Source organism: Acidovorax sp. (genome assembly GCF_046341535.1).
In the GTDB taxonomy this organism is placed as follows: Bacteria; Pseudomonadota; Gammaproteobacteria; order Burkholderiales; family Burkholderiaceae_C; genus Acidovorax.
In genome coordinates, this window is sequence record NZ_JBKDRI010000165.1 from 19,654 (window position 1) to 29,579 (window position 9,926).

A 9,926-nucleotide genomic window follows, 5' to 3' on the forward strand; every position below is an offset into this window, starting at 1 on the left:
TGATGCGTTTTATGTGATTTTATTGGCAAATAAATCATCGATAGGATTCAAGGCATTCGCATGAATACCAACGCATTTGGAGCACACAATATGAGCTTTAAGGATTTTCTCAGCCACACGGTGGAATCCTGCGAAGGTAGTGAAATCCCCCGCCTGCGCCTCGCCCAGGCTTTGCTGGGGCTAACCCTTGCACTGTTTACCCATTTCGCCCCGGCGCAGGTCATCAAGCTCGGCCATACATCGTCACCGAGTAACAGCCTCGTCGGTGCGTTTAGTCGGGAGTACAACGCAGGTATCCAGATGGCGGTGGATCGAACCAATGCCAATGGCGGGGTGCGGGGTCGCAGCGTTGCACTGGTATCCCAGGATGATGGATTCGATGCAAAAAACACCGTTTCACTTGTGGAGACGATGGTCGATCAGCAGGGAATCGTTGCGCTGGTAGGCGTGGTAGGGACGCAGCCCACCGTCCGATTGGTCGAAAACAGGATTCTTGAGAAGCATCGACTGGCGCTGATCGGACCGTTGACGGGCCTGCAATCCGCCCTGGCGGGCCCCAACGTCTTTCCAATTCGCAGCAGCTACGAAGACGAAGTGCGCGCCATGTTTGGCCACTCGGCCCAACTGAGCCGAAGCAAGGTGCTTTTCCTCTACTACGAGGCGGGTGTCGGCCCCTCCTTGGCGCCCCTGATATCGGAAATGGCTTCGGAACGGGGAATTGCGTTGACAGGCGTTATCGGCTTTCCGGTGAAGACCGACAGGGCTGCCCAGCAAGGCGTCATCCGCAAAGCACTACAGGGCAGCTCGGCGACTCCGGATTCCGTGGTTCTGATCGCAGTGGGCCAAGCGCACAGCGAAGCAGTCAAGGCCATTCGCCACCATTTCGGCATTGGAATGCCGATTTATTCGCTGGGGCAGGTTGACGCGTCGGCGCTTGTCGCCGACGTTGGTCTGGAACTGGCACGGGGCGTGATGCTTTCTCAAGTCATGCCGGCACCACGAAGCATTCACCTCCAGATCGTTCGCGAGTTCAACGCAGACCGCAAACGCTTCGCACCCAAAATGGAGCCAACCTACGCGTTCATTGAAGGCTACATCTGCGGGCGAATCGCCATAGAAGTCGTTCGCAGCGCCAAGGAAATCACCAGGGAAAGCGTCTTGCTCGCAGCCGAGCAAGCCGGACAACTGGACGTAGGTGGGTACCGCGTGTACTATGGTCGCGATCGCAAACGTTCCGTCAATCCGATTGAACTGACCATTGTTTCGCGCAATGGAGACCTGGCTCGATAACCACTTCAACTCAAAAATTGCCATGAACCTGCGAGATCCAATGCCCAGCACTTCGATGCTGGCCAAACTGGTGGGCTTTGACACCACCTCTTCTGGCTCTAACTTGCACCTTATCGAATGGGTCGCTGACTATCTGGAGTCATACAAGGTCCAATCGACCCTCAGTTACAACGAAGACAGGAGCAAGGCCAACCTTTTTGCCACCCTTGGTGCTCAGGACGAGGCGGGAGTTTGCCTTCATGGGCATACCGACGTCGTGCCGGTTGCGGGTCAACCGTGGGAATCGGACCCTTTTGTTTTAACAGAGCGACAGGGACTGCTGTACGGCCGCGGAACAAGCGATATGAAGGCGTGGATCGCCTGTGCCTTGGCGGCAGTGCCTCAGATCCAAAACAGGCGCTTACGCACACCCATCCATTTCGCGCTGAGCTATGACGAGGAAGTAGGGTGTCTGGGCGCGCCCGGCATGATCGACACCTTCGGGAAGTCTGTTCCGAAGCCCCTGCTCGCCATTGTCGGCGAGCCCAGCATGATGGCGCCGATCACCGCGCACAAGGGTGTGATCGCCCTGGAAACCAGCATCACAGGAAAAGACGCCCATTCCAGCCTTTTGCATCTCGGGCTGAACGCAGTCAGCGCAGCAGGGGGAATGGCGTTCGAACTGCACCGACTGGCAAGCGAATGGATGGTGCTTCCCGGCCCCACTGGGATGCGACCGTCGGGCCCCACCATCAATGTGGGGGTCGCACGTGGCGGAGTCGCCAGGAACGTGATCCCGCGGCACGCCACCCTGCAATGGGAGATACGTTTTCGCGCGGAAGACGACGTAGCCAGATTGCTACAGATCGCTACCCAACGGGTCGAGATGCGCCTGCGCGAACAATTCGGACCGCAGTACCCGGCACTCGACGTAATCACCACGGAAGTCGCCCTCATCCCCGCCTTTGACGCGAAGTCGGGGGGATTGGCTGAAAACCTTTGTCGAAAACTAGGCGCCAAGGGCCCATCGCAGGCAGTGCCTTATGGTGCAGAGGCGGGTCAATATGCCAATGCGGGTATTCCAACGGTGATCTGCGGCCCTGGCAGTATCAACCAGGCGCATCAGCCGAACGAGTTTATTTCGCTCGTCCAAGTTCATGAATGCGACCGATTTATCTCACGTCTGTGCGACTGGGCCACTGAAGTCAAACTCGCCGAACAGCCTGATGCTCTGACGGAAGGCTGACGAGATGCTGTCATTCATCTTTCAGCGCCTTATTCAGGCGGTCGTGGTCATGACGACCGTGAGCTTCATTGCCTTCATGCTTTTTCAGTATGTTGGAGACCCTGTTGTCTTTCTGCTCGGGCAAGACGCAACGCCCCAGCAGATTTCCGAGCTGCGTAAGCAACTTGGATTAGACCAACCTTTCGTAGTGCAGTTTATTCGCTTTATTCAAAACGCCGCGCATGGGGAGTTTGGACTGAGCCTTCGCCAGGGCGCGAAGGTTTCCAGATTAATTGCCGAACGATTTCCAGCGACCCTGGAACTTGCCCTGGTGGCAGCCTTGATATCGCTCACTGCGGGTGTCGTACTCGGCGTTATATGTGCACTTCGTCCGCGACATATTCTCTCCAAGTTCGCGATGGCTAGTTCACTGTTCGGCGTATCTCTACCGTCGTTTCTGGTCGGCATTTTACTTATCTATATTTTTGCAGTGACATTCGGATGGTTTCCCAGTTTTGGCCGAGGCGAGGTGGTCATGCTGGGCGGCTGGTCCACCGGTCTGCTTACCGCGCGCGGCTGGCATCACATCGCACTGCCTGCGTTGACGCTCGCATTGTTCCAACTGGCACTCATCATGCGCTTGGTCCGTGCGGAAATGCTCGAAGTCCTTCGCACCGACTACATCAAGTTTGCACGGGCGCGAGGGCTCAGCAATCGCTCGATCCATTTCGGGCATGCGCTTCGCAACACGCTGGTGCCTGTCATCACGGTGGCAGGTCTTCAAATTGGCTCGTTGATTGCCTTTGCGATTATTACAGAAACAGTTTTTCAATGGCCCGGAATGGGACTTCTGTTTATCGAGGCCGTCACGTTCGCTGATGTGCCGATCATGGCGGCATACCTCTGCCTCATCGCTGCAATCTTTGTCACCATCAACTTTACGGTTGATCTTCTTTACTACGCAGTAGACCCACGTCTTCACCCCACTCGCTCGTCCTCGCACTAACTGTCATGCCATTCAACGCCACTTCTCCTGGAGAAAATATGCCAAACAAAATGCGCCGTCTATCACGCTTCATGCTGCCTGCAATTATTTCCATTGTCTGTGCTTACGCCCAAGCACAGACAGTGCGGATCGGCAATCAAGGTGACGCCCTTTCGATGGATCCGCACTCGCTTAATGAAACCCTGCAGTTAAGCGTGACGGGTAATGTGTATGAGCCGCTGGTAGGAAGAAACAAAGACCTAAGCCTGCGCCCCCTTTTGGCCTCCAGTTGGAAGCAAACGACTCCACTCATCTGGCGCTTTGAGTTGCGCAAAGACGTTAAATTCCACGACGGTACTCCATTTACCCCAGAAGACGTCATATTCACATTTAATCGTGCTGCTGGCGATGGTTCTGACCTGAAATCGTTTGTGAGCGACGTCAAAGAGGTGAGGAAAGTGGGTGAGTCCACCATAGAGATCGAAACCAAGGTGCCATTTCCAATTCTTCCGGAATCGATCTCGCAGCTTTACATCATGAGCAAGAAATGGTGCGAGGAAAATAAAGCCGTTACACCCGTAGACCGACGCAAGGGCATCGAAAACACGGCGTCATTCAAGGGTAATGGTACGGGCCCATTTCGCTTGCGCGAGCGTCAGGTGAGCGTAAAAACCGTTTTTACGCGTAACCCCACATATTGGGGACAAATCGAAGGGAACGTCGCGGAGGTCGTCTACACACCGATCAGCAACGATGCAACACGCGTTGCTGCGCTTTTAAGCGGTCAGGTGGATGTGATGGAGCCGGTTCCCGTCCAAGACATTGCTCGCGTGAACAGCTCGGGCACGGCCAAGGTTCTACAAGGCCCCGAGCTGCGAACCATCTTTCTGGGCATGGATCAAAAACGTGATGAGTTGCCAAACTCAAGCGTGAAGGGTCGCAACCCTTTGAAGGACAAGCGCGTACGGCAGGCAATCTACCAAGCGATCGATATTGACGCGATCAAACGCGTTGTCATGCGGGGCGCATCAAACCCAACGGCGCTCATGGTGGGCCCAGGTGTGAATGGCTTCGACAGCGCCTTGAATGAACGGCTCCCCTACGACGTGGAGGCCGCGAAAAAGCTGCTGGCCGAGGCGGGCTACCCATCCGGCTTCGAACTGACGATGAACTGCTCAAACGATCGCTATGTAAGCGATAGCGAAATTTGCCAGGCCGTGGCGGCCAACCTGTCTCGTGTGAACGTGAAGGTAAATCTCGTCGCCGAATCGAAAGGCACCTACTTTCCGAAAGTGCTCAAGCGCGATACCAGCTTTTACATCCTGGGTTGGGTGCCCGCCACCTACGATGCCCACAACACCTTGAACGCATTGGTCCACTGCCCTGACGGCAAGGGCGCCGGTATTTTCAATCTAGGCAGTTATTGCAATGAGGCCGTTGACCAATTGATCGTAAAAGTTCAGTCGGAAACCAACAAGGCAAAACGCGACGCCATGATCAAGGAAGCATTCAAGCTGCACGCGAGCGATGTGGGCCATATTCCACTGCATCAACAACTACTGGCGTGGGGCGTAAGCAACAAAGTTGAGTTGACGCAGTTTGCAGACAACTTCATGCCGTTTCGCTACATCACGGTCAAGTGATTGGACGTTGCCGCATGACTTTCTCTTCATTGAAGCGATGGTATGAGAGTGACGTCAGTTATAGCTTTCGACACTCGCCAATTGCGATTTTTGCGGCAGTTTTGGCGTCTGCCTGCTTATTCTGTGCAGGCTTCGCTGGACTGGTCGCACCGCACAGTCCTTTTGATCTGACGACCCTCAATTTAAGCGAAGCTCGACTCCCTCCCGCCTGGCTTCAGGGAGGGAACAAAGCCTACCTCTTGGGGACCGACGATCAAGGGCGCGACATTATGTCGTCGCTCATGTATGGCGCACGAATATCATTGATTGTCGGGATCGTATCTGTGGCGCTGTCGATGATATTGGGGGTTGCACTCGGATTATATGCAGGCTATCGGAAGGGCTGGGTCGATACAGTACTGATGCGCTTGTGCGATGTCATGCTGAGTTTCCCCGCCATCCTTGTAGCCCTCTTGATTGCCGGTATTGGACGCGCCATGTTTCCGGGGGCCCAGGAGTCTGTCGCCTTTGGTGTGCTGATCGCTTCAATCAGCTTGACCGGGTGGGTTCAGTATGCGCGGACCGTGCGCGGCTCCACGCTTATCGAAAGAAGCAAGGATTATGTACAGGCTGCGCGAATCCTAGGAACGAAAAATAGCGCCATCATGTTGAAACACATCCTTCCAAATGTGGCAGGACCCGTGTTCGTACTTGCTACCATCCATATCGCAACTGCCATTATCACCGAGGCGACCCTTTCATTTCTTGGAGTTGGAGTACCGCCGACATCCCCATCACTTGGAACTCTTATCCGTGTGGGCAACGATTACCTCTTTTCTGGTGAGTGGTGGATCACACTTTTCCCGGCTGCGATGCTGGTGTCTATTGCTCTTTCAATCAATTTGCTGGGCGATTGGCTTAGGGATGCACTCAATCCTCGGATGACGTCAAGGTGAATCCTAATGAGTCTGCTCGAAGTGAAAAATCTTATCGTGGAATTTCCAACTCGACACGGAAATCTACGCGCGCTCAATGACATATCGTTCAATATCGCTCCTGGCGAAATTCTTGGCATGGTGGGCGAGTCAGGAGCCGGAAAGTCTCTGACTGGTGCGAGCATCATAGGTCTTTTAGACCCGCCGGGACGAGTTCGTTCTGGGGAAATAATCCTCAACGGTCGCAGGATTGATAACCTGCCACACGAGCAGATGCGGAAGGTCCGTGGCCGTGAAATTGGCGCTATTTTTCAAGACCCGCTAACGTCACTCAACCCGCTCTACACCGTTGGTCGGCAACTTGTCGAAACCATTCAAACTCATCTGAGTATGAATGCTGCGGAGGCTCGACGCAGGGCAATCGGGCTCCTTGAGGACACGGGCATCCCAGCCGCGTCTGAGCGCATCGACCATTATCCACATCAGTTCTCGGGTGGAATGCGTCAGCGCGTGGTTATCGCCTTGGCGCTTGCTGCGGAGCCTCAACTCATCATCGCGGATGAGCCCACGACGGCCCTGGATGTATCGATTCAGGCTCAGATTATCGATTTGCTGAAGCGAATTTGCAAAGATCGGGGCGCAGCCGTGATGCTGATAACCCACGATATGGGCGTCATCGCCGAGACATGCGACCGAGTCGCAGTGATGTATGCAGGGCAAATAGCCGAAATCGGACCGGTGGATGCACTGGTTAACCGGCCGGCCCACCCCTATACGGCCGGACTGATGGCCTGCATTCCGGATATGACGATCCAGAGCAAACGCCTGAGCCAAATCGATGGAGCTATGCCACGATTGAACTCAGTACCCGATGGCTGCAGTTTTAATCCGCGATGCCCCAAGGCTTTCTCCAGGTGCTTCAGCGAGCATCCTCAGTTGGTGCCGGCCGGCTCCTCTGAGGCGAGCTGCTGGCTTCACGTGAACGAGAGCCAGGCGGCGACAGACAGCAATTGTTCTGACAGGAGCGTGCTCGCTATTCAGCCATTGACGAAGGTACTGCAATGAATCGTACACACGCATTTTTGGAAGTCCGCGCTCTTTCTAAGACATTCGATGTGTCGCCGCCGCTCCTGGCTCGCGTATTGGAACGCAAGCCTCGTCAAATGCTTCATGCAGTGGATCGGATCAGTTTTAGCATTGAGCGGGGGCAGACTTTGGCGCTGGTGGGCGAGTCCGGCTGTGGAAAAAGCACGGTAGCGCGGCTTCTCGTCGGTCTGTATGAGCCGTCCGAAGGATCGGTGCATCTGGAAGGGCAGGAAGTTCATTCTGGCCTTCAAAGCAAAGACAGCCGAGCCATGCGGCGTCGAATGCAGATGATATTCCAGGATCCATATGCCAGCCTGAATCCGCGCTGGCGAGTTCAATCGATCATTGGCGAGGGTTTAAAAGTACAGGGCATCGTCACAGATCCACAGGAATATAAGTCTAGAGTCGAAAATCTTCTGACAACCGTGGGTTTATCTGCAGCGGATGTAACTAAATATCCCCATCAATTTTCTGGCGGCCAGCGACAAAGAATTTCTATTGCTCGCGCCTTGGCAACATCACCTGATTTTCTCGTTTGCGATGAGCCCACCTCTGCGCTGGATGTCAGTGTGCAGGCGCAGGTGCTGAACATCATGAAGGACCTCCAGCATGAACGAGGCCTGACCTATCTTTTCATTTCGCATAACCTGGCCGTAGTGCGTTATGTAAGTGATCGTGTTGGAGTGATGTATTTAGGGCGCCTGGTTGAGATAGCCGATAAAAACGAACTATTCGAAAACCCGCGCCACCCCTACACGCGTATGTTGATTGACGCGGTTCCCAAATTGAAGACCACAGGGCAACCGCGCGTTCCGGTTCAGGGTGAAATCCCTAATCCCCTCAACCCGCCAACAGGGTGTTCATTTCATCCCCGATGTCCACACGCTAGCTCGCGCTGCAAAAACGAGCGGCCCGATTTTATTTACCAACATTCAACCTTCGTCGCATGTCATGCAGTGGAGGAGGGGCGTATTTAGAGTATGAGCGCAGCCAAGCGGCCAACAAATTTTAAGTAGCAGCCAGTTCTTGGTGCGCCCAAATCGAGGGTGTGATATTGTGTGCGAGTACGAATCAAAGATACCTGCCAAGTGATGAGCGCTGGTCACGGGAGAGACTCATGAAAAATCTGAAAATTGGTACGCGGATGACGATCACGTTTGCGGCCTTGGTGTTCCTGTTACTGGTCATTGCAGGGATCGCTCTATCGAAGTTGTCAATAATGGGGACGGCAACGACCAAGATCACCGACGATTGGCTTCCGCAGATGGAGCTGATCAACAGCATGGACAAGGACCTTGCGCGCTTGCGTCTGAACGAACTCAACCACGTCATGAACTCTGACGGGAGGGTGAAGGCGGCCGCAGAAGAAGCGGTTAACGCGCTGCAAATGGGGCTCAAAAGTGCGCTGACAGCGTACAAGCCCCGAATTTCATCGACTGACGAGCAGGCCCTGTACGACGCGTTCGTCAAAGATCATGAGCTCTACTTGGGCGCAACACAGCGACTTTTTGATCTCTCGCGCCAGCACGAGAACATCGAAGCCTTGGCGCTCTTGGGGGGCGATTCAAATACGCTGTACACGAGTGCTTCAAATCATCTGCGTGAGCTGGTGAGCATGAACAGCCGCCGGGCCAACGCCGAGGGCGCCCTTGCGGCGCGCGTCTATGCAGACTCCTGGAGCGCGATGGCAGGAGCAGGCGGCACAGCCGTCGTTCTGGCCACGGTTGCGGCATTCTGGCTGGTGTTGTCCATCACGCGGCCTTTGGCGCAGGCGCTACAGGCGGCAGAACGTGTTGCTGCGGGCGACTTGACTGGCGAAATCGTGGTGACGTCCAGGGATGAGACGGGGCACCTTTTAGGCGCCCTGCAACGCATGCAAGAGAGCTTGGTCAATACCGTGACGGCCGTGCGAGGTAACGCCCAGAGCGTCGCATCGGCCAGCGCAAAAATCGCCGAGGGCAACAGCGACCTGTCATCGCGAACGGAACAGCAAGCCAGCGCATTGGAAGAGACCGCAGCATCGATGGAAGAGTTGGGGGCAACCGTGCGGCAAAACGCGGAAAGCGCTTTGACGGCCGACCAGCTGGCAGTGACTGCGTCTAGCGTAGCGGCTCAGGGAGGCAACGTGGTGGCAGAAGTGGTGGAAACCATGAAGGGCATCAACGAAAGCAGCAAACGAATTGCCGAGATCATCGGCGTGATCGATGGCATTGCCTTTCAGACCAATATCCTCGCGCTCAACGCCGCGGTTGAGGCAGCTCGCGCGGGCGAGCATGGACGCGGCTTTGCCGTGGTTGCCAGCGAGGTGCGCAACCTTGCCGCACGGTGCGCGGAAGCGGCGAAAGAAATCAAAACCCTGATCGGCATCAGCGTGGAGCGCGTCGATCGCGGCACCCATCTGGTGGACCAGGCGGGTGCCACGATGAGCGAAGTAGTGAGTGCCATTCGCCGTGTGACGGAGATGATGAGTGAAATCAGCGCGTCCAGTGCACAGCAAAGTCAGGGCGTGGCACAAGTCGGTGAAGCTGTGACGCATTTGGACCAGGCCACCCAGCAAAACGCCGCACTGGTAGAAGAAATCGCATCTTCAGCGAATCGGCTCAGTTCCCAAGCAGAAGCACTGGTTTCGGCCGTAGAGGTATTCAAGCTGGCACACAGTGATCGAGCCGTTTCTGATGCGTTCCCTGCGCCTGTGGTGGTGAAACATCCGCCTTCATCTCGACCACTGCTGGCGTCCCAAGCAAGTTTTCACCAGTAATCGGGGGGGCAAGTCTTGGTTGGCTCTCCCAGGCCCTGGGCGGTTT

Annotated in this window: 8 protein-coding genes; all 8 read left to right on the forward strand. The window is 55.3% G+C overall.

What is annotated here, in order from left to right:
• The first annotated feature begins 60 nt into the window (after positions 1 to 60).
• The 8 genes from ACK543_RS12475 (at position 61) to ACK543_RS12510 (ending at position 9,880) form a co-directional block, all read left to right on the forward strand.
• The gene (locus ACK543_RS12475) at positions 61 to 1,290 is read left to right on the forward strand and encodes an ABC transporter substrate-binding protein (RefSeq protein WP_409943166.1); all 1,230 of its coding nucleotides are present in this window, start codon (positions 61 to 63) and stop codon (positions 1,288 to 1,290) included.
• On the forward strand, positions 1,271 to 2,515 hold the full coding sequence (gene argE / locus ACK543_RS12480; protein ID WP_409943167.1) for an acetylornithine deacetylase: 1,245 nt from the start codon (positions 1,271 to 1,273) through the stop codon (positions 2,513 to 2,515). Before ACK543_RS12475 ends, argE begins: the two co-directional genes overlap by 20 nt.
• Before the next feature lie 4 nt (positions 2,516 to 2,519).
• On the forward strand, positions 2,520 to 3,500 hold the full coding sequence (locus tag ACK543_RS12485) for an ABC transporter permease (RefSeq protein ID WP_409943168.1): 981 nt from the start codon (positions 2,520 to 2,522) through the stop codon (positions 3,498 to 3,500).
• A 50-nt stretch (positions 3,501 to 3,550) separates the two neighbouring features.
• Positions 3,551 to 5,122: an ABC transporter substrate-binding protein gene (locus tag ACK543_RS12490; protein ID WP_409943173.1), complete on the forward strand. Its 1,572-nt coding sequence runs from the start codon at positions 3,551 to 3,553 to the stop codon at positions 5,120 to 5,122.
• Positions 5,123 to 5,136: 14 nt separating this feature from the next.
• Entirely contained in the window at positions 5,137 to 6,057 is a 921-nt protein-coding gene (locus ACK543_RS12495) for an ABC transporter permease (RefSeq protein ID WP_409943169.1), read from the forward strand.
• 6 nt (positions 6,058 to 6,063) lie between these two features.
• Entirely contained in the window at positions 6,064 to 7,101 is a 1,038-nt protein-coding gene (locus ACK543_RS12500) for an ABC transporter ATP-binding protein (protein WP_409943170.1), read from the forward strand.
• A complete protein-coding gene (locus tag ACK543_RS12505) occupies positions 7,098 to 8,099 on the forward strand; it encodes an ABC transporter ATP-binding protein (protein WP_409943171.1) in 1,002 nt (333 codons plus the stop codon). The genes ACK543_RS12500 and ACK543_RS12505 overlap by 4 nt, the downstream gene beginning before the upstream one ends.
• Before the next feature lie 140 nt (positions 8,100 to 8,239).
• Positions 8,240 to 9,880 (forward strand): methyl-accepting chemotaxis protein, encoded by a 1,641-nt coding sequence (locus tag ACK543_RS12510; RefSeq protein WP_409943172.1) that lies wholly within the window; start codon positions 8,240 to 8,242, stop codon positions 9,878 to 9,880.
• Positions 9,881 to 9,926 lie beyond the last annotated feature (46 nt).